Consider the following 17470-nt stretch of genomic DNA (forward strand, 5'->3'; position numbering starts at 1 on the left):
CCGGAGGCGCGGTTCCATGGACAGCCTGTCGGCACAAATCTGCATCGTCGGCGGTGGACCGGCGGGGATGATGGCGGGCCTGCTGTTCGCCCGCGCGGGCGTCTCGGTCGTGGTGCTCGAGAAGCACAACGACTTCCTGAGCGATTTCCGCGGCGACACCATCCATCCCTCGACCCTGGCCGTGATGGACGATCTCGGCCTCGGCGACGCCTTCCGCGCCCTGCCGCAGCGCCGGGTCGAGACGTTATCGGCGGTGATGGGCGGCCGGACGTTCCGCGTCGCCGATTTCCGCCGGCTCGCGACGCGGAACCGCTTCATCGCGCTGATGCCGCAATGGGATTTCCTCGACTTCCTCGGCCGCGAGGCGAGGAAGCTGCCCGGCTTCCGGCTGCTGATGGCGACCGAGGGGCAGTCGCTGATCGAGACGGATGGCCGGATCGCCGGGGTTCGTGCCGCCGGCCCCGACGGTGCGATCGCGATCGCCGCCGACCTCGTCCTATGCGCCGACGGCCGGCATTCCGCGATGCGACGTCGGGCCGGCTTCGTGCCGCGCGACTTCGCGGCGCCGATCGACGTGCTGTGGTTCCGCCTGTCGCGCCGCCCCGGAGACCCCGAGGCCGCGGCCGGTCGCTTCGGGGCGGGCCGCATCCTGATTACGATCGATCGCGGCGATTACTGGCAATGCGCCGCAATCGTGCCGAAGGGCGGCGACGAGGCGATCCGCACGCGCGGCCTCGCGGCGTTCCGCGCCGGCATCGCCGACCTCGCGCCGTTCCTGGCCGACCGCACCGGCGAGATCGGGACCTTCGAGGCGGTGAGGACGCTGACGGTGACCGTGGACCGGCTGGAGCGCTGGCACCGTCCGGGGCTGCTCTGCATCGGCGACGCGGCGCATGCGATGTCGCCGGTCGGCGGCGTCGGCATCAACCTCGCGATCCAGGATGCGGTCGCCGCCGCCAACCTGCTCGCCGGGCCGTTGCGGGCCGGACGCCTCGCCGAGGCCGACCTCGCGCGGGTCCAGGCCCGCCGGAGCCTTCCGACGCGGCTGACGCAACGGGTCCAGCGCCTGATCCAGGATCGGATCATCGCCCCGGTGCTCGACCACGGGGACGCGCGCCTCAGCCCGCCGCTCGCGCTCCGGCTGCTCGACCGCCTGCCGTGGCTTCAGCGCATCCCGGCCCGGATCGTCGGCCTCGGCTTCCGCCCGGAGCATCCGCGGTGAGGCGCACGATCCAGCGCGTCCTCTTCGTCTGCGGTCGCGCCCGGCTCCGCAGCCCGACGGCCGAGCAGGTCTTCTCCGGATATCCCGGGTTGGAGGTCGCCTGTGCCGGCGTCTCCGCGGATGCGGACGAGCCCGTCACCGCCGAGCATGTCGCCTGGGCCGACCTGATCGTGGTCATGGAGCGCGGGCACCGGAGCAAGATCCAGCGCCGCTTCCGAGTGGCCTTGTGGGACGCGCGCCTAGTCTGCCTCGACATTCCGGACCGCTACGGCTTCATGGATCCCGATCTCGTGCGGCTGCTAGAAGCCAAGGTGCCGCCGTTGCTGGCGCGCGGCCGGCCTCAGGCCCTGCCGTAGACCCGGTCTGCCCGGCTCTCGAACGCGTCGGTGAACTTGCGGAAGGCGCGATCGAACATCTTGCCCATCAGCAGGCCGAGGGCGAAGCTCTTGAACTCGTAGGTGATGAAGAAGTCGACGTCGCAGCCGCCGTCGCGGCCGGGCTTGAACGCCCAGCGGTTCTCGAGATGCCGGAACGGGCCGTCGATGTACTCGGCCGTGATCTTGAGGTTCGGGCGGTCGAGGCCGACCCGGGTGGTGAAGCGCTCGCGGATCGCCTTGTAGCCGACGCCCATCTCGGCCACGAGCACCTCGGTCCCCTCCCCGGTGCCGGGCTGGCGGCGCAGCACGCGCAGCGATTCGCACAGCGGCAGGAACTCGGGATAGTGCTCCACGTCGGCGACGAGGTCGTACATCTGCTGGGGCGAGTGACGCACCCAGCGGGTGATCCGGAAGGATGGCATGACGACTCAGGCTGAGAGGGTGTCGGGGGCGAGCCGCGCGTTGCGGGCGGCCTGGAGCCGCGAGAAATCCTCGCCGGCATGGTGCGACGAGCGGGTCAGCGGCGTCGCCGAGACCAGCAGGAAGCCCTTGGCGTAGGCGGTGGTCTCGAACGCCTTGAACTCGTCCGGCGGCACGAAGCGGACGACCTCGTGGTGCTTCTTGGTCGGCTGCAGGTACTGGCCGATGGTGAGGAAGTCGACGTCGGCCGAGCGCAGGTCGTCCATCAGCTGCACGACCTCGTTCCGCTCCTCGCCGAGGCCGACCATGATGCCGGACTTGGTGAAGATCGTGGGGTCGAGCTCCTTGACCCGCTGCAGCAGGCGCACCGAGTGGAAGTAGCGGGCGCCGGGGCGGACCGTGAGGTAGTTGCCGGGCACCGTCTCGAGGTTGTGGTTGAACACGTCGGGCTTGGCGGCCACGACCGCCTCGAGCGCGCCGTCCTTGCGCAAGAAGTCCGGCGTCAGGATCTCGATGGTGGTGCCGGGGCTGAGCCGCCGGATCGCCGCGATGGTGCGGGCGAAATGCTCGGCACCGCCGTCGGCGAGGTCGTCGCGGTCCACAGAGGTGACGACGACGTGGTGCAGGCCGAGCTTGGCCACCGAGTCCGCGATCTTGTCGGGCTCGTGCTGATCCAGGGCGTTGGGCAGGCCGGTGCGCACGTTGCAGAAGGCGCAGGCCCGCGTGCAGGTGTCGCCCATGATCATGAAGGTGGCGTGGCGCTTCTCCCAGCACTCGCCGATGTTGGGGCACCCGGCCTCCTCGCAGACCGTGACGAGGCCGTGCTCGCGCACGATCGCCCGGGTCTCGGCCCAGGCCGGGGAGCCCGGCGCCTTCACGCGGATCCAGTCGGGCTTGCGCAGCTGCACCGGCTGGTCCGGCCGGTGCGCCTTCTCCGGGTGGCGGATGCGGGCCGGAAGCGGTGGCCGCGGATCGTTCTTCAGGAGATCGAGGACGGTCGCCATGACACACCGCGTGCGAGGCACCCGCGGTGCGGGTATCGGGGAGCACCTGCGACTTAAGACGTCCGGCCCCGCGCCGCAAACCGGCGCGACCGCAGGTCGCCCACGATCCCGAGACAGGGCGCGCGGATTCGTCATGGCCGGCGGGCCCGCGCGATCCGCCGCAACGCCCGCCCGGAACCCGGCGTGACGGATCCGGTTCCTTGGGGTCAACGGCCGCCGCACGGCCCTCACCGGAAGGAAGATCGCTTGACCCGGATCCTGCGCCGCGCGCTCGCCGCACCCGTGATGCTCGCGCTCGTGTTCCCGGCGCTCGCCGGCGTCGGCCCGGAGGACAAGCCGGCGCAGAGCGACGGCATGGTGGTGCAGGGCACCGGCCCGGGCACCAGCGCGGGCGGCAGCCCGTCCGATGTCGGGATCAAGCGCGCCGGATCGAAGGCGGATGCCGAGGGCCGCAACAAGCTCAGCCCCGCCGGCTTCCTCACCACCGACGTGATCGGGATCAAGGTCTCGGACAATGCCGGCAACGCGCTCGGCACGGTGGTCGACCTCGTGATGGAGGACGGGCGCACCCTGACGGCCGTGGTGCTCGACATCGGCGGGTTCCTCGGCGTCGGCACGCGCTACGTCGCGGTGCAGCCGGCCGCGCTGATCCTGTCCCCGGGCGGCGAGCGCTACGCCGCCACGCTCGACATGAGCAAGGAGCAGCTCGGGGCCGCGCCGGACTTCAAGTACAGCAAGTACAAGCCGCAGAACTGACGCGGCATCAGCGTGTGGCAGGCGGCGATGCGTCGTCGGCCACGCCGATCCCGGCCGCGCTAGGGCAGGGAAATCCGCCTTCAAGAATGTCGCTTGCGGTCAAGCTTGGCTATGGCGATGTCCACGGGATTTTCGGTGGGAACGGTGATGGTCGAGGCCTTGCGGAAGGCGATCCGGTTGCGGGCGACGCGGCGCTCGCGCGACCTGCGGATCGGAACTAGCGGCTGCGCCCGCACGCCGCCGGTCGGCACCGCCGACCGCGGCACGAACACGGCGCACCGCCTCACCGCCCGCGAGCTGATCGCGATGGCGCAGGCCGCGCGTCGAGCGCGCGGCAGGGAAGAGCCGGAGGGCTGAGCCGCCTCAGCCGCCGCCCGGAAGCGCGCCGAGGCCCGCCACCTGGCAGATGTCGCGGGCGGGTTCGGCCAGCACCGTCTGCGCGGCCGCGACCTCGGTCTGCGCCGGGCCGGCCGGGGCGATGGTCGCTGCCGGCGGGATCGCCTCGGCGTAGGCCATCGCGGTCGAGGCGGGCGGCGGGGTCTGGGCCTGGCTCCCGGCCTTGCGCTTCTCGTAGAAGGCGTTGCCGCCGGCCACCGCCACGTAGTGCATGTTGTCGTACGGGTATTTCCGGCCGGCGGTGTGGAAGTACATCGCCCGGCCGACCTTGGGATGGCGCTCGCCGGCAAGGATTGCGTCGGCGGCGTCGGCGACCTTCTGCAGGTCCTTCTCGGCCATCGGCTTGGTCAGCACGCCGGTCGCGAACTGCCGCGGCTGGCCGACCACCGAGCAGATGCCGCCGTTCGGGAAGGCGGCGTTCTCCAGGCGGTTCATCACCACGGTCCCGACCGCGAGCAGGCCTTCGGAATCGCTGCGGTTCGATTCGAAGTACATCGCGCGGCCGAGGCAATCGCGCTCGGTATCCGACACCACCATCGGCTTGCCGCGCGTCGAGCCGGTGCTGAGAGCGGTGTTTGCGCTGGTGTTGCAGGCGCCGAGACTTGGTCCGAGCAGGAGGACCGACAGGGCCGGCACCGTCAATCTCGTCCCGATACCCTGCATGCCGCCCGGCCTCCCAGCCCATTGCCTCGCCGATGCGATGCGTTCCGGCCAAGCTCGGCCCGAAAGGTGCGGATTTTGTGGCATCATGGTGAACCGACGGTTGCGTCAGCGCGTCGTCGCCTGCGCTTTCCGCATCGCCGCCGCGGTCTCGCGGAATGCGGCGGTCGGCACGGCGACGGACGGAGCCCGCCCCTCCTCCCGGCTGCCCGCCACCAGCACGCCGATCACCACGGGGCCGCCCGCCTCGACCTGCAGCAGCGCCGAGCCCGATTCTCCGGGCACCGCCCGGCAATCGTGCAGCAGCAGGGGCGCCGGGCCGGGGTCCCGCCACGCGCTGCAACCGCCCTGCGCGGTCATCAGCTGGGGCTTGAGCCGGCTGTAGCCCGCCCGCCGGATCTCGCGGCGGATCGCGGCCGGGTCGGCTTCGGCACCGGGATCCTCCAGCGTCAGCGGCGTGCCGGGGATCGGGTCGGCGAGCTCGACCAGGGCCCAGTCGCCCTGCATGTTCGGCCGCGCGGTGCCGTAGGCGAAGGCGTAGTCGTCCGGCTTGCGGTAGGCGGCGGCCAGGCTGTGCGCGCGATACGCGCCCTGGCGGTACCCGGCCACGAAGTGGACGACGCCCGGGTTGACCCAGCGCTTGCGCGGCTCGTCCCACAGGCAGTGCGCGGCGGTGAGCGCGAGCCGCGGACCGATCAGGGTCGCGGTGCAGGATTGGAGGCGGTTGGTGCCGAGCACCACGTTGAGCTTGCCGATCGCGCTGTAGGGCCATGCCTCGGCATCGAAGGCCATGTCCTCCGCACGCGCCGCGCCGGCCCACAGGCATGCGCCGACGAGGACCAGGGCGCGCACCTTCCTCAGCCCGCGACGTGCCGGGCGAACGATGCGAGGTCGATGTTGCCGCCGCTGATCACCACGCCGACGCGCCTGCCCCGCACGTCGAGGCGGCCGTGCATCACCGCCGCCGCCGCGAGGCAGCCGGTCGGCTCGACCACGAGCTTCATCCGCTCGGCGAAGAAGCGCATCGTGGCGACGAGCTCGGCGTCCGTCACCGTCACGATGTCGGCGACCCGCTCCTGGATGATCGGGAAGGTCAGCGATCCGAGGAACGTCGTCTGCGCGCCGTCGGCGATGGTGCGCGGCACCGGGATCGTGACGATCCGCCCCTCGCGGAGCGAGCGTTGCCCGTCGTTGCCGGCCTCCGGCTCGACGCCGATCACGGCGCAGCCGGGCGAGCGCTCGGCGGCGACGAGGGCGCAGCCCGACAGCATGCCGCCGCCGCCGAGGCAGACGACGAGCATGTCGAGCGGCCCGGTCTCGGCGATTAGCTCGAGGGCGAGCGTTCCCTGGCCGGCGATCACGTCCGGATGGTCGTAGGGCGGGATCAGGGTGAGGCCGCGCGCCTCCGCGAGTTCGCGGCCGAGGGCGACGCGGTCCTGGGTGTAGCGGTCGTAGCGCACCACCTCGGCGCCGTAGCCTTGCGTCGCCGCGACCTTCATCGCCGGCGCGTCCTGCGGCATCACGATGGTGGCCGGCACGTTCAGCAGCCGGCTCGCGAGGGCGATCGCCTGGGCGTGGTTGCCCGAGGAGTAGGCGATGACTCCGCGCGCCCGCGCGTCGCCGGCGAGCGCCGCGATCGCGTTGTAGGCGCCGCGGAACTTGAAGGCGCCGGCGCGCTGCAGGTTCTCCGCCTTGAAGAACAGGCTCGCCCCGGCGCGTTCGTCGGCGGTGCGCGACGTGAGCACCGGGGTGCGGTGGGCCACGCCGGCGATGCGCTCGGCGGCGCGCGCCACGTCGGCGAAGGTCGGCTGGCCTGGGGTCGCATCGGTCATCGAGGGCTCGCTCGGCGCCCGCGCCGCTCGCGCCCGGAGCGCGACCCTTCGGCGAGGGACCCACGCACCGTCCTATACGCGTCCCCGGGCGCCGCCGGCACCCTCGGCGTGCGAACGGAGCCAATTGCCCGCTCGGTTCTTATCCTCGGACAAGATCATCATCCGGCAGGGCCGGTCCCGTCCGATCGGCGGGGCAGGCCGCCGGACGAACGACGGATTCACGGAACGACATGCGGACATCGGCAAAACTCGGGCTCGCGGCGCTGGCCGTGGTCCTCCTCGGCGGGGCGGCCTTCGTGCGCTTCGCGGTCTATCCCGAGAGCGCGTCGCTCCCGCTCGCCGACGGCCAGGGGGCGAGCCCAACGCTGCCCGCCCCGAACGCGACGCCGCTGCCCACCGTCAACATCGCGCCCGCCACCGGCTGGGCGAAGGGCGCCAAGCCCGCGCCGGCCGCCGGCCTCTCGGTCGCAGCCTTCGCCGAGGGGCTCGACCATCCGCGCTGGCTCTACACCCTCCCGAACGGCGACGTGCTCGTCGCCGAGAGCAACACCCCGCCCTCCGACGGCACGTTTCCCGGCGTGAAGGCCTGGATCGCGGGCAAGATCATGGATCGGGCCGGCGCCGGCGTGAAGAGCCCGGACCGGATCGTGCTGCTCCGCGACGGCGACGGGGACGGGGTCGCCGAGGTGAAGACGGTCTATCTGAAGGGCCTGACCTCGCCGTTCGGCATGGCGCTGGTCGGCAGCGACCTCTACGTCGCCAACGCCGACGCGCTGGTGCGGGTGCCCTACGAGGCCGGCGGGACCGAGAACGGCGCGACGCCCGAGAAGGTCGTCGACCTGCCGGCCGGGATCAACCACCATTGGACCAAGAACGTGGTCGCGAGCCCCGACGGCGCCAAGCTGTTCATCACCGTCGGCTCGAACAGCAACGTGGCCGAGAACGGGCTCGAGGCCGAGAAGGGCCGCGCCGCGATTTGGGAATACACGATCGCGACAAAGACCTTCCGCGAATACGCCACCGGCCTGCGCAATCCGAACGGGTTGGGCTTCGAGCCCGAGACCGGCGCGCTCTGGGCCGCGGTCAACGAGCGCGACGAGATCGGCAGCGACCTCGTGCCGGACTACGTCACCGCGGTGAAGGAGGGCGGGTTCTACGGCTGGCCCTACAGCTATTACGGCCCGCACGTCGACGAGCGCGTCACCCCGCAGCGCCCGGACCTCGTCGCCAAGGCGATCGTGCCGGACTACGCCCTCGGTCCCCACACGGCCTCGCTCGGCATCGCGTTCTCGCGGGGCGCGAACCTGCCCCCGGCCTGGACCAGCGGCCTGTTCGTCGCCCAGCACGGCTCGTGGAACCGTCGTCCGAAGAGCGGCTACAAGGTGATCTACGTGCCGTTCGCCGACGGCCGGCCCGCGGGCAAGCCGGTGGACGTGCTGGCCGGCTTCCTCGACGCCGACGAGAAGGCGCAGGGGCGCCCTGTGGACGTGGCCTTCGACAAGACCGGGGCGCTGCTCGTCTCGGACGACGTCGGCAACGCGGTCTGGCGGGTGACGGGGGCGGCCGCCTCGCAGTGAGGCGGACGCCTCAGATCCCCGCGTACCAGCTGAAGCCGAGTTCGGAGACCATGCTGCCGCGGCCCTGGCCGAGACCGTCCACGCGATCGACGGCCTCGATCGAGGCGAGGTACTTCAACGACTTGTAGCCGAGCTGCCGCTCGACCCGGAGCCGCACCGGCGCGCCGTGCGCGATCGGCAGCACGCCGCCGTTCATGCCGTAGGCGAGGATCGTCTGCGGGTGCAGCGCGTCGAACAGGTCGTAGGTGTCCCACCAGCCGTCGACGGTGCGGATCACGATGAAGCGCGCTTCCGGCTTCAGGCCGGCGACGGCCAGGACGTGGGCCAGCGGAACCCCGGTCCATCCGCCGATCGCCGACCAGCCCTGCTCGCAGGAATGCAGCGTGATCTGGGTGCGGGCGGGCATCGCCTTCAGGTCGGCGAGCGAGAATGCGGCCGGGTTTGCCACCAGCCCGCGCACCGGCAGGCGCCAGTCCGAGAAGCCGATCTCCTTCGAGCGGCGGTAGGCAACGTCGTCGGGGTCGGTGGTGTTGATCGTCGGGAAGACCGCCGAGATCGCGTCCGGGGAGAACTCGCGCACCAGCGGCTGATGGCGCAGCAGGAAGCGCTGCACGGTGAAGCTCAGGCGCTCGCTGATCCCGTAGAGGCCGCCGCGGCTCGGGCCGCCCTCCCCGATCCTCTCGCAGCCGGCGAGCAGCCCGGTGCCGCCGAGAGCCGAGGCGCCGAGGATCAGCTTGCGCCGGGAGATGCCGCTCATCGCTTCGCCTCGCGCTCGTGCCGCCGCGCGGGTTCCGCGGCCGGCGCCCGGCGCCCGATGGTCATCCCGCGCATCAGCGCCGCCGGGCCGTTGGCCAGGACCTGCCAGACGTGCACGGCGAGGAACGCCACCAGCAGGGACGCGCACAGGAAGTGCAGGGTCCGGGCCGACTGCCGTCCGCCGAACAGGTCGAACAGCTCGGGGATCGCCGTCGTGACCCCGGGCGACATCGTCAGGCCGGTGAGCAGCATCAGCGGCGACAGCACCAGGACGACCGCCAGGTAGGCGAGCTTCTGCAGCACGTTGTAGCGGGTCTGCGTCGGCCCCGGGCCGCGCAGGTGCAGGTGCTCGCGCACCGTGCCGGCGATGTGCGCCGGGTGGACCTGGTCCGCATCCGGCAGCAGCCGGCGGGACAGGTGGCGCGTCGCGAGGCTCCAGGCGAGATAGAGCAGCCCGTTGAGGACGAAGATCCAGGCGGCGAGGAAGTGGATGTTGCGGCCCCAGCCGGTCTGCTCGAGGTTCACCGGCAACGGCAGGGCGATCCATGCCGGGGCATCGAGCGCGCCCGTCTCGCCCCAGAACAGCCGCGGCAGCGCCAGCAGGATCGCCGTGCCGCTGACCGCGAGCGCGACGAACGCGGCGGCGTTGATCCAGTGCGTCGCCCGCACCCAGGCGGGATGGCGGATCCGGCCGTCCTCGCGTCCCGTCATCGTGCGCCGATCGGATGGTCCTGCATCATAGCGCAGGATCGCACGGCCCCTCGATCGATCCAATGTGAAAGTCCGCCGCGGCCCCGGCGGCGCGAGACCCGTGCCGCCGGGGCGCATACGATGGCGGCCCGCTGTCCCCAGCACCTTGCGTCGACGCGGGAACCGTTGCGGTCATCCTCGGCTTCCGGGATGGTCGGTGAATCAGCAATGTTGCATCCGTTCATCCTGCACACAGACAGGATATGCGATGTGCGACCACGGCCTCCGTCGCTGGAAAACGAGCTTCCGTGAAGATCGCTCTCATCGCCCACCTGAAGTTCCCCATCGCGCAGCCGTATCCGGGCGGTCTGGAGATGCACACGCATCTCCTCGCCGGCGCCCTGATGCGACGCGGGCACGACGTGACGTTGTTCGCCTCGGAGGGTTCGGATCCGACACTTGCGCCGGTCTGCGTCTGCCCGCCGACCGGTGACGGGCTCGGCGATCCACTGCGTCATGCGTCCATCGATCGCGCCGAGAACGCGGCCTATGCGCGGATCATGGAGATGGTGCGGGCCGGCGACTTCGACATCGTGCACAACAACAGTCTTCACGACCTGCCGCTGCGCCGGAGCCGGGACCTCGCGGTGCCGATGGTGACGGCGCTTCACACGCCCCCGTTCGACTCTCTGGAGGCGGGCGTGCGCGCCGCCCCCGCCGGCATGCCGTTCGCCGCCGTCTCGGACCACACGGCCGACGCGTGGCGCGAGATCGTCGCCGAACCGGTCGTCATCGGCAACGGCGTCGAGCTCACGGTCTTCGTCTACCGCCCGGCGCCGGACCCGGTGCCCTACGTGTTCTGGTCCGGCCGGATCGTGCCGGAGAAGGGGCTGCACCTGGCGATCGACGCCGCGCGCGCCGCCGGCCTCTCGCTGCACTTCGCCGGCCCGCGGCCCAATCCCGCCTACTGGGCGGAGTGGATCGCCCCGCGCCTCGGGGACGACCTCGTCGATCTCGGCCATCTCGGCCATGCCGAGCTCGCGCGTCACCTCGGCGGTGCGCGGGCGGCCCTGGTCACCCCGCGCTGGGAGGAGCCGTTCGGGCTGGTGGTCGCCGAGGCGCTGGCCTGCGGCACGCCGGTCGCCGGCTTCCGCCGCGGCGCGCTCCCCGACATCCTCGATGCCACCTGCGGCGCGCTGGCGGCGCCCGACGACGTCGCGAGCCTGTCGGATGCGATCGTCCGCGCCGTCGCCCTCGACCGCCGCGCCTGCCGGCAGCGTGCCGAGGACCTGTTCGACGCCGACGCGATGACCGCCGGCTACGAGGCGCTCTACGACGCGGCGCTCGCCGCGCACGACCTCTCGCTGCTGCCGGTGCCGCGCCTGCGCCGCGTCGCCGGCGCGCAGGCCTGACCATGCGCCCGTCCGAACAGGCGGTCGTCTGCGTGCCCGCCCGCGACGAGGTGCGCTGCCTGCCGCGCCTCCTCCGCTCGCTGGCCGCACAGGACGGCCTCTCGGCCGGGACGCCCCTGCGCGTCCTGATCGTGGCCAACAACTGCACCGACGGCACGGTCGCCGCCGTGCGCGCGATGGAGGCGGCGGGCGAGGCGCCCGCGCTCGCGATCCGGGTGATCGAGGTGCATCTCGAGCCGGCGGAGGCCCATGTCGGCACCGCGCGGCGGATGGCGCTCGATGCCGGCGCCGCCTGGCTCGACGCCGACGGGCATCCCGACGGCATCCTGCTCACCACCGACGCCGACGCGCGGGTGCCGCGGACCTGGCTCGCCGCCAACCTCCGGGCGCTGGAGGGCGCCGAGATCGTCGGCGGCCGTCTCGTGATCGACCCGGAACAAGAGACCGATCCGGCGCTCGCCGACCTGCATGACCGGATCGAGCGCTACTGGGCCGCCGTCCGCCGGATCGAGGACGCGCTCGATGCGCCGCCGCACGATCCCGCCCCCCACCACGGCGACCATACCGGCGCGAGCCTCGCGCTGCGCGCCGCGCTATATCGCAGCGTCGGCGGCCTGCCGGCCCTGCCGCGCGGCGAGGACAACGCCCTCGTCGCCCGCGTCCGCGAGGCCGGCGGACGCCTGCGCCACTGTCCCGAGGTGTCGGTGATGGTCTCCGACCGCGCCGCCGGCCGGGCGCAAGGCGGCATGGCCACCGAGATGGTCCGGCGCGCCGTCACCGCCCGCGCCGGCCTCCCCTACCGCCTGCCCGCACCGAGCCACTGGGAAGCCGTGATCGCGCGGCGCGCGGCGCTGCGCAGCGTCTTCCGCGGCACGGCCGGACCCAAGCGCCTTGCCGCCCTCGCGGCGTTCGGCCTCACCGCCGCGGACCTCGCATCCATCAGCCCAGATGCCTGCGTCAACGACATCGCCTTCGTCGAGCGGGCGGGCCCGCTGTGCGAGGCCGCCGACGGACCGGCTCCGGAGATGGAGCTCGACGCCGCGCTCGCCGCCTTCGACACGATCCTCCGCCCGAGCGCGGCCGCGTGAAGCGGCCGGTCGGCTACTACGTCCACCATCAGGGCGCCGGCCATTGGCAGCGCGCCTGCGCGATCGCCCGGCACCTCGACCGGCCCTGCACCCTGATCGGCACGCTGGCCGGCCTCGATCGCGACGCGGCGCCGGGCAGCGTGCTCGACCTGCCCGACGACCGCTTGCCCGAGGCCCGTTCGCCCGAGGCCGCTTTCGACGGCCGTGACGGGGCGGCGACGCGCCCCGAGGCCTTCCACTACGCGCCCCTCGGGCTGGCGGGCCTGCGCGACCGCATGGCGGCGATCGCGGCCTGGATCGCGCGGGAGGACCCCGCCCTGATCGTGGTCGACGTCTCGGTCGAGGTCGCGCTGTTCGCGCGCCTGATGTCGGTGCCGGTGCTGATGGTGCGGCTCGCCGGCACCCGGACCGATCCACCCCATCTCGAGGCCTTCCGCAGCGCCGAGCGCCTGATCGCACCGTTCCCGCGCGCCCTCGACGGTGCGTCCGTCCCGGCTTGGGTGCGCGACAGGACCCATTACGCCGGCTTCCTCGGCGCGGCCGCCCGCCCCGGCCCCGCCCCGGACCCCGACGGCCCGATCGTCGTGGTGTTCGGCCGCGGCGGCGCGGGCGGCGACGCCACCGAGCTTGCCGCCGCGGCGCGCGCGGTGCCGGATCGCGCCTGGCACGTCCTCGGTCCGGTCGCGGGCATGGTCGCCGATCCGCCCCCGAACCTGCACCTGCACGGATGGGTCGCCGAGATCGGCCCGCATCTCGCCCGCGCCGCCCTGGTCGTCGGGGGCGGCGGCGACGGCGTGGTCGCGGCGGTGGCGGCTGCGGGACGCCGCTTCGTCTGCCTGCCCGAACCGCGGGCCTTCGGCGAGCAGACCGAGAAGGCGGCGGCGCTCGAGCGCCTCGGCGCCGCCGTGGTGCGCCCGTCCTGGCCGGAGGCGTCCGCCTGGCCCGGCGTCGTCGCGGCCGGCCTCGCCCTCGACCCCGCGGCGATGTCCGCCCTGCACGATCCCGACGCCGTGCCGCGGCTGGCCGCGACGATCGAGCGGATCGCCGCCGGCCTCGACGCGGGCTGAGCCCGCGCTCAGAACGGCCGGTCGGCGGGGACCTGCGCCGCCGCGATCTCGGCCTCGGTCGGGGAACGCAGCACGGCGAGGCCGCCGGCGCGGTCGGCCGCCACCAGCCCGAGCCCGGCGAAGGCGTCGAGCCAGCCGTCCATCGGCCAGATCCCGTGGCGTCGGTGGAAGCGCCGGGCGTTGGCGACGATGTCGGTGAAGTGCTGCAGCGGCGGGTCGCAGGACAGGTGGTGCTGGTGGAAGGCGTGCATCCCGCCGGCGAACAGCACCGGCACCCCGGCCTGCGCCGCGCGGAAGGCGAGGTCGGTGTCCTCGGCGCCGTAGCCCGTGAAGCCCTCGTCGAAGCCGCCGATGCGGTCGTAGGTGGCGGCCCGCACCGCGAAGGCGAGCGACCAGAACAGGCCCGGTTGCGGCGCCGGGATCACGCCGGCCTCCGGGAAGCGGCGCGCCGGATGGCGGTGGCCGACCCGGTCGAGGCCGGCTTCGGTCCAGCCGTCGGAGACCACAGCGCCCGGAAGGTAGCGGATTTCGCAGCAGATCAGCCCGTCGTGCTCGGCGACGGATGCGGCGAGCCCGGACACCAGGGTCGCCGACGGGATGCAATCGACGTCGAGGTAGACTAGGACGTCGCCGGACGCCGCGCGGCGTCCGGCGTTGCGGGCCGCGGCGAGGGGCAGGCCGTCGCGCCGCAGATGCGTGCGCCGCACCGGGAAGCCGAGATTCGGCAGCGGGCCGTCGTCGCCGCCCATCTCGACGATCACGGCCTCCGCCGGCGGCACGCCGCGCCCGAGGCCTTCGAGCAGGCGCGCGAGATGGTGCCCGCGGCCCTTGTTCAGGGTGACGACGCTGACGCTCACGCCGAGACCTCGGCCGCGACCCCGTCCACGTGCAGCACGTCGAGGCGGTACTCGGCGGTGCGGACCCGATGCACCGGCCGCGCGAAGCGCGCATCCGCGATCAGGGCCTCGGCCGCGGCGTCGCCCGAGAGCGGATAGTCGGTCTCGCCGAGCCAGTGCACCAGCACGATGTCGCCGCCGGGCAGGATCGACGACCCGATCCGCGCCGCGATCCGCGCGACGTCCGCGCGCGAGAAGAAGTACGCCACCTCCGACAGCACGATCAGGTCGAACCGGCCCGCCGGCCAGGCATCCGGGATCGCGCAGGCCTCGAAGCGCACCCACGGCGTCGCGGCGTTGCGGGCGCGGGCGGCGGCGAGCGCGGTCTCGACCACGTCGATGCCGAGCAGCGCCGCGCAGCGCGGCGCGAGCCGGTGGGTGAGGACGCCGATCGAGCAGCCGATCTCGAGGCCCGAGGCGTAGCGCTCGCGCGGCAGGGCTTCGAGCGTCGCGGCGTACTTGGCGGCCTCGTAGGCGCTGGTGGTGAAGCCCCACGGATCGGGATCGGGGTCGGCGCCGTAGAGCCCGGCGAAGTAATCCGGCGTCAGCGAGTCGGCGCGGCGGCTCATCGCGGCAGCTCCACGAAGCGTTCGTAGGGGCCGCACAGGCGCTCGACCATCGCCTCCGATAGGCGGAAGCCGTCCGGATCGTCGGCGATCAGCCGCGTCGTCTGCGAGGCGTGCGCCGCGACCGCCCGGCGCTTGGCGGGGCGGTGCGCCTCGACGTCGAGCCGGAATCCGGTCGGCGCCGGCCCGACCTCGCGCTCCGGCGGCAGGGTCCAGCCCCAGACCGGGTAGGCGTAGGCGCGGATGCCGGGGATCAGCGGGCGGGCGAGCCCGACGATGTCGGCCGCCGCGGTGTGATCGCAATGCGGGTCGTGGCGCCAGGTGACGAACACCGCATCGGCCCCGCTCTCGCGCACGGCGTCCGCGATTACCTCGGCCGCGGCCTGCGCCGTCGCGCCGGTGCTCGGCACGTGCGCGTCGGGCAGGCGCAGGAAGGCGACGTGCTCGGGCGCCAAGCCGAGCTCGCCGACCGCCCGGCGGGTCTCGTCCTCGCGCAAGCCGCGCAGCCGCTCGGGCGGGTACAGGCGGGAATTCGGGTGCGAGCCGCAGCCGTCGCTGACGACGACGAGCCGGACGGGCAGGCCGCGCGCCCGTGCCTCGGCGATCAGGCCGCCGCAGCCGAGGCTCTCGTCGTCGGGATGGGGGGCGACCACGACGAGGCCGCGCGTCGCCATCGCCGAGAGGTCGGCGACGGGCAGGGTGTCGAGGAGGGGCAGGAAGGCGTCGGCGCGCATCGGGTCTCGGCGGTTCGCAGGGCTCGGCGCGACGGGGTCGTGCGTCGATGCGGCTGTCAGGTCGGTTCGGGGTCGTGCCAGAGCGCGTGGACCGGGGCGTCGGCCCCGGCGACGTAGGCCGCCGCGCTGACGAGGGCGCCGTCGGGGGCCGGCTGGCGCAGGTAGGTCGCGAGGTCGCGCACCAGCCGCTCGAGCGGGTGGGCTTCGAGGAAGCCGGAGAGGCCGACCGAGCGCTGAGCCAGCTCGATCGCGTCGAGGCCCGCCCGCTCGACCGCGCCGCGGGCGAGGGCGACGTAGGCGACCGCCCGGTCGCCCTCGACGGGCTCCGTCGTCGCCAGCCGGGCGGCATGCTCCACGAATAGGCGCGCGGTCTCGGCGGCCGTGGCCGCCTGCCCGAGGCGGGCGCGCTGGTGCGGATCGCCGCTGCGGCCGGTCGCGGTCAGGTGGCCGCGATGCGCCTCCAGCACCGCTTCGATGCCGCCGCACTGGACCGCGAGGAAGCGCCACGCCCCGGCGGCGAAGAACGGCTGGCGATAATAGTCGTCCGGGGCGCCGATGCGGTCCAGGGGCTCGATCCGCAGGCCGGAGAAGTCGACGGTGCCGGTCGCGGAGGCGCGCATCCCGTGGGCGCGCCAGTCGGCGAGCTCGGCGCGGGCTTCCGGATCGAGCGGCACCACGAGCATCTGGCGGCGCCCGTCCGGAAGCCGCGCGGTCACCAGCGGGCGCGTGACGTGCCCGGCCCCCGAGGCGTAGGACTTCGCGCCGGTCAGCACCGCCGGATCCGCCTCCGTGCCGAGCGCGAGACCACCCGGCTCCGCCGGCTCGGTGTTCCACACGCCGAACAGGTGCCCGGCACGGGCATCGGCCGCGAAGCGCGCGCGCACCGGATCGCTGCCGTAGCGCAGCACCAGCGCCAGCGCGTTGACGTGGCCCTCGTAGATCCGCCCGACCGCGAGGTTGCCGCGCCCGATTCCGCGCAGCACGTCGCGCAGGCGGTCGGCGCCGCCGGGCGTGCACAAGCCCGCTCCGCCCAACGCCTCGGGCAGCGGCGCGACGAGCAGCCCGGCGCCGCGCAGCGCCGCGATCGCCTCGACGGGGAAGGTGCCGTGCCGATCGGGCGCCGGCGCGCGCGCCACCGCGGAGGCGGCGAGCTCGGCGATGCCGACGGGGCGCGCGTTCACGAGCGCGATGGGGAGGGGAATCGTCATGTTTGGATCCGCAGAATGACGCGTGCGCGTGAACGCGCCATGTACGGACGCGCGAAGGTTCAATCAGCGGTAGGCGCGGCACGTTCCGGTCGCGCGGAAGGCTTGACCGTCGCACCAGCATGATCCTTGCTCCAGGTCCGAACCGGCCGAAATGAGTCCGGACCGGCCGAAATCCGAGAGGGCTCCTCGTGCTGCTGACGCCTCGCGAAAAAGACAAGCTCCTCGTGGCCATGGCCGCTCAGGTCGCGCGGAACCGCCTCGCCCGCGGCGTCAAGCTCAACCACCCGGAGGCGATCGCGCTGATCACCGACGTCGTGGTCGAGGGCGCCCGCGACGGGCGCTCGGTCGCCGAGCTGATGCAGGCGGGCGCCAACGTGCTCACCACGGACCAGGTGATGCCGGGCATCGCCGAGATGATCCACGACATCCAGGTCGAGGCGACCTTCCCCGACGGCACCAAGCTCGTCACCGTGCACCATCCGGTGCGCGGCGCGCCCTCCCCCGACGTGCCGGGCGCCGTCACCACGCTGCCGGGCGAGATCGTGTTCAACGAAGGCTGCGAGCGCACCGTGGTCGAGGTCGCCAATGTCGGCGACCGGCCGATCCAGGTCGGCTCGCATTACCATTTCTTCGAGGTCAACCCGGGGTTGCGCTTCGACCGGGAGAAGGCCCGCGGCCGGCGCCTCGACATCGCGCCGGGCACGGCGGTGCGGTTCGAGCCCGGCTCGACGCGGGAGGTGGCCCTGGTGCCGCTGTCCGGCGGGCGGACGGTGTACGGCTTCCGCGGCGACGTGATGGGGGCGCTCTAG

The 17470-nt window shown here is 73.3% G+C and carries 20 protein-coding genes; 9 read left to right on the plus strand and 11 right to left on the minus strand.

The genetic code is table 11. The annotated features are described in order from the left end of the window. Positions 1 to 16: 16 nt before the first annotated feature. On the plus strand, positions 17 to 1222 hold the full coding sequence (locus MKK55_RS11870; protein WP_243934857.1) for an FAD-dependent oxidoreductase: 1206 nt from the start codon (positions 17 to 19) through the stop codon (positions 1220 to 1222). Continuing rightward, positions 1219 to 1578: a low molecular weight protein tyrosine phosphatase family protein gene (locus MKK55_RS11875; protein ID WP_243934859.1), complete on the plus strand. Its 360-nt coding sequence runs from the start codon at positions 1219 to 1221 to the stop codon at positions 1576 to 1578. The genes MKK55_RS11870 and MKK55_RS11875 overlap by 4 nt, the downstream gene beginning before the upstream one ends. Here MKK55_RS11875 and MKK55_RS11880 read toward each other — a convergent pair. Together MKK55_RS11880 and lipA are read right to left on the minus strand one after the other, a co-directional pair. After that, on the minus strand, positions 1563 to 2021 hold the full coding sequence (locus tag MKK55_RS11880) for a type II toxin-antitoxin system RatA family toxin (protein ID WP_147843149.1): 459 nt from the start codon (positions 2019 to 2021) through the stop codon (positions 1563 to 1565). The two genes, MKK55_RS11875 and MKK55_RS11880, sit on opposite strands and share 16 nt — an antisense overlap. Before the next feature lie 6 nt (positions 2022 to 2027). Further along, positions 2028 to 3023 carry a lipoyl synthase gene (gene lipA / locus MKK55_RS11885; protein ID WP_147728942.1) on the minus strand — a complete coding sequence of 332 codons (996 nt, stop codon included), beginning with the start codon at positions 3021 to 3023 and terminating at the stop codon, positions 2028 to 2030. Between the two features lie 246 nt (positions 3024 to 3269). On the opposite strand from lipA, the gene MKK55_RS11890 reads away from it, so the two are divergent. Together MKK55_RS11890 and MKK55_RS11895 are read left to right on the plus strand one after the other, a co-directional pair. Next, the gene (locus tag MKK55_RS11890; protein ID WP_147728943.1) at positions 3270 to 3779 is read left to right on the plus strand and encodes a PRC-barrel domain-containing protein; all 510 of its coding nucleotides are present in this window, start codon (positions 3270 to 3272) and stop codon (positions 3777 to 3779) included. A 147-nt stretch (positions 3780 to 3926) separates the two neighbouring features. After that, positions 3927 to 4136, plus strand: coding sequence for a hypothetical protein (locus MKK55_RS11895; protein ID WP_243934861.1), 210 nt, complete (start codon positions 3927 to 3929; stop codon positions 4134 to 4136). Positions 4137 to 4142: 6 nt separating this feature from the next. Here MKK55_RS11895 and MKK55_RS11900 read toward each other — a convergent pair whose 3' ends face one another. The 3 genes from MKK55_RS11900 to MKK55_RS11910 all read right to left on the minus strand — a co-directional run bounded on the left by MKK55_RS11900 (position 4143) and on the right by MKK55_RS11910 (position 6667). After that, entirely contained in the window at positions 4143 to 4811 is a 669-nt protein-coding gene (locus MKK55_RS11900) for a cell wall hydrolase (protein ID WP_405042778.1), read from the minus strand. Between the two features lie 132 nt (positions 4812 to 4943). After that, positions 4944 to 5687, minus strand: a complete 744-nt coding sequence (locus MKK55_RS11905) for a trypsin-like serine peptidase (RefSeq protein WP_243934865.1) — start codon at positions 5685 to 5687, stop codon at positions 4944 to 4946. A gap of 5 nt (positions 5688 to 5692) precedes the next feature. Further along, positions 5693 to 6667, minus strand: coding sequence for a threo-3-hydroxy-L-aspartate ammonia-lyase (locus MKK55_RS11910; RefSeq protein ID WP_243934866.1), 975 nt, complete (start codon positions 6665 to 6667; stop codon positions 5693 to 5695). Positions 6668 to 6897: 230 nt separating this feature from the next. Here MKK55_RS11910 and MKK55_RS11915 point away from each other — a divergent pair, with 230 nt between their 5' ends. Next, positions 6898 to 8244 (plus strand): PQQ-dependent sugar dehydrogenase, encoded by a 1347-nt coding sequence (locus MKK55_RS11915; RefSeq protein WP_147843155.1) that lies wholly within the window; start codon positions 6898 to 6900, stop codon positions 8242 to 8244. 10 nt (positions 8245 to 8254) lie between these two features. Here the strand turns inward: MKK55_RS11915 and MKK55_RS11920 are convergent, their stop codons facing one another. Together MKK55_RS11920 and MKK55_RS11925 are read right to left on the minus strand one after the other, a co-directional pair. Then, entirely contained in the window at positions 8255 to 9001 is a 747-nt protein-coding gene (locus MKK55_RS11920; protein ID WP_243934867.1) for a molybdopterin-dependent oxidoreductase, read from the minus strand. Then, positions 8998 to 9711 carry a cytochrome b/b6 domain-containing protein gene (locus tag MKK55_RS11925; RefSeq protein ID WP_243934868.1) on the minus strand — a complete coding sequence of 238 codons (714 nt, stop codon included), beginning with the start codon at positions 9709 to 9711 and terminating at the stop codon, positions 8998 to 9000. Before MKK55_RS11925 ends, MKK55_RS11920 begins: the two co-directional genes overlap by 4 nt. 287 nt (positions 9712 to 9998) lie before the next feature. Here MKK55_RS11925 and MKK55_RS11930 point away from each other — a divergent pair, with 287 nt between their 5' ends. The 3 genes from MKK55_RS11930 to MKK55_RS11940 are packed head-to-tail and all read left to right on the plus strand — an operon-like array spanning position 9999 to position 13257. Beyond that, positions 9999 to 11102 (plus strand): glycosyltransferase family 4 protein, encoded by a 1104-nt coding sequence (locus tag MKK55_RS11930; RefSeq protein WP_243934870.1) that lies wholly within the window; start codon positions 9999 to 10001, stop codon positions 11100 to 11102. A 2-nt stretch (positions 11103 to 11104) separates the two neighbouring features. Further along, a complete protein-coding gene (locus MKK55_RS11935; protein WP_243934872.1) occupies positions 11105 to 12190 on the plus strand; it encodes a glycosyltransferase in 1086 nt (361 codons plus the stop codon). Next, positions 12187 to 13257 (plus strand): glycosyltransferase, encoded by a 1071-nt coding sequence (locus MKK55_RS11940; protein ID WP_243934874.1) that lies wholly within the window; start codon positions 12187 to 12189, stop codon positions 13255 to 13257. Before MKK55_RS11935 ends, MKK55_RS11940 begins: the two co-directional genes overlap by 4 nt. Before the next feature lie 8 nt (positions 13258 to 13265). On the opposite strand, the gene MKK55_RS11945 is transcribed toward MKK55_RS11940, so the two are convergent. Genes MKK55_RS11945 through MKK55_RS11960 form a run of 4 tightly spaced genes read right to left on the minus strand, consistent with a single transcriptional unit; the run spans position 13266 to position 16661 of the window. Then, complete coding sequence (locus MKK55_RS11945) at positions 13266 to 14114, minus strand: glycosyltransferase family 2 protein (RefSeq protein ID WP_243934875.1); 849 nt, start codon at positions 14112 to 14114, stop codon at positions 13266 to 13268. After that, positions 14111 to 14722 (minus strand): SAM-dependent methyltransferase, encoded by a 612-nt coding sequence (locus tag MKK55_RS11950; RefSeq protein ID WP_243934877.1) that lies wholly within the window; start codon positions 14720 to 14722, stop codon positions 14111 to 14113. The genes MKK55_RS11945 and MKK55_RS11950 overlap by 4 nt, the downstream gene beginning before the upstream one ends. Further along, a complete protein-coding gene (locus tag MKK55_RS11955) occupies positions 14719 to 15453 on the minus strand; it encodes a PIG-L deacetylase family protein (protein WP_243934878.1) in 735 nt (244 codons plus the stop codon). Before MKK55_RS11955 ends, MKK55_RS11950 begins: the two co-directional genes overlap by 4 nt. A 56-nt stretch (positions 15454 to 15509) precedes the next feature. Further along, complete coding sequence (locus MKK55_RS11960; protein WP_243934879.1) at positions 15510 to 16661, minus strand: acyl-CoA dehydrogenase family protein; 1152 nt, start codon at positions 16659 to 16661, stop codon at positions 15510 to 15512. Between the two features lie 188 nt (positions 16662 to 16849). Here MKK55_RS11960 and MKK55_RS11965 point away from each other — a divergent pair, with 188 nt between their 5' ends. After that, positions 16850 to 17470, plus strand: a complete 621-nt coding sequence (locus MKK55_RS11965) for an urease subunit gamma (protein WP_147729308.1) — start codon at positions 16850 to 16852, stop codon at positions 17468 to 17470.

It is taken from the genome of Methylobacterium sp. J-059 (assembly GCF_022829485.1).
Lineage (GTDB): Bacteria > Pseudomonadota > Alphaproteobacteria > Rhizobiales > Beijerinckiaceae > Methylobacterium.